The sequence below is a fragment of the Candidatus Magnetobacterium casense genome (assembly GCF_019173545.1).
GTDB classification, from domain to species: domain Bacteria; phylum Nitrospirota; class Thermodesulfovibrionia; order Thermodesulfovibrionales; family Magnetobacteriaceae; genus Magnetobacterium; species Magnetobacterium cryptolimnobacter.
The window spans coordinates 1-1,235 of record NZ_JABXWD010000721.1 but is presented as its reverse complement, the minus strand read 5'-3'; the positions used below and the strand labels follow the sequence as shown (position 1 = coordinate 1,235).

Genomic DNA, 1,235 nt, shown 5'->3' with positions numbered 1-1,235 from the left:
TAATTTTTTATCTTGACAATCCTATCAATTTATTGTACACTACTCTAAGTGTGTTGGTCAAGCAAGGTGTATACCATTGCTAAAATTTATTTTTCGAAAACTCGAGAATGTATTTATTCTCTTTTGTATATCGATGACTTGGAAATATTTGAATAGAGAGTCGTTGTTACTTTTTGCATTTTTCATTAAGTCAACAGCATTACCCCTTGCGGGGGGTTCTGAAGGGGGCCAGGAGCGCATTGAGCCAGGGGGCGCTGACCCCTCCTGGAGCGACAAGAAGCGGAGCCGCCCCTTTCTTTCTTTATCTTAGGGGTAAACTATTGTTATCCATGCTTATGCTTTCTTGCTTATCGGCCAAAGGGAGATATGTCTCTGAGGTACTTGATAATGCCGGGCAGGACTTCTATGACCTTGTCTATTTCGGCTTGGGTGTTGTAACGACTGAGGGAGAATCTTACAGAGCCGCGTATCACCTCTGCCGGTACGGACATGGCCGAAAGAACGGGACTAGGATCCTCGGAACCCGATGAACAAGCCGACCCCGATGAGGCGCATATGCCATGTTGATTGAGCAACATCAGCACCGCTTCGCCATCTATGTACTTGAAGCTTATGTTTGTCGTGTTTGGCAGTCTGTTGTCCGTGGTGCCATTTAGCCTGCAATCGGGGCACTTTTCCAGTATGGCGTCCTGCATCTTGTCCCTCAGACGGCTCACATAGGTAGCTTCGGTGTTGATACTGTCCCCGGCCAGTTGACATGCCTTGCCAAGGGCAACGATGGAAGGCACGTTTTCGGTTCCGGCGCGCCTGCCCTCTTCCTGATGTCCACCGATAAGCAGAGGGTGAAAGGGGATGCCTCTTCTGACGTATAACACGCCAACCCCCTTGGGTGCGTGGAGTTTGTGCCCGGATATGCTCAACATATCCACGCAGAGCGCCCTCACATCCACGGGCATCTTGCCAACCGCCTGCACGGCATCGGTATGAAACAGTATCCCCCTCTCTCTGAGGCATCGACCTATCTCCGGGATGGGAAACACAACGCCGGTTTCGTTGTTTGCAAGCATGACTGACACAACGGCAACCGAATCATCCAGGGCGTCCATGAAGGCGTCCATGTCAAGTATGCCATAGCTGTCCACGGGCAGGCAGGTCAGACGATATCCCTCACTCTCCTTGAGTTTGCAGAGGTTTAACACGGCGGGGTGTTCCACCTTTGTTGTGATGATGTGGTC

General features: G+C 50.5%; 1 protein-coding gene. It reads right to left on the bottom strand.

Translation table 11 applies throughout. The annotated features are described in order from the left end of the window. Nucleotides 1-347: 347 nt before the first annotated feature. On the bottom strand, nucleotides 348-1,235 hold an 888-nt coding region (locus tag HWQ67_RS19065), incomplete at its 5' end, for an aminotransferase class V-fold PLP-dependent enzyme (protein WP_218254276.1).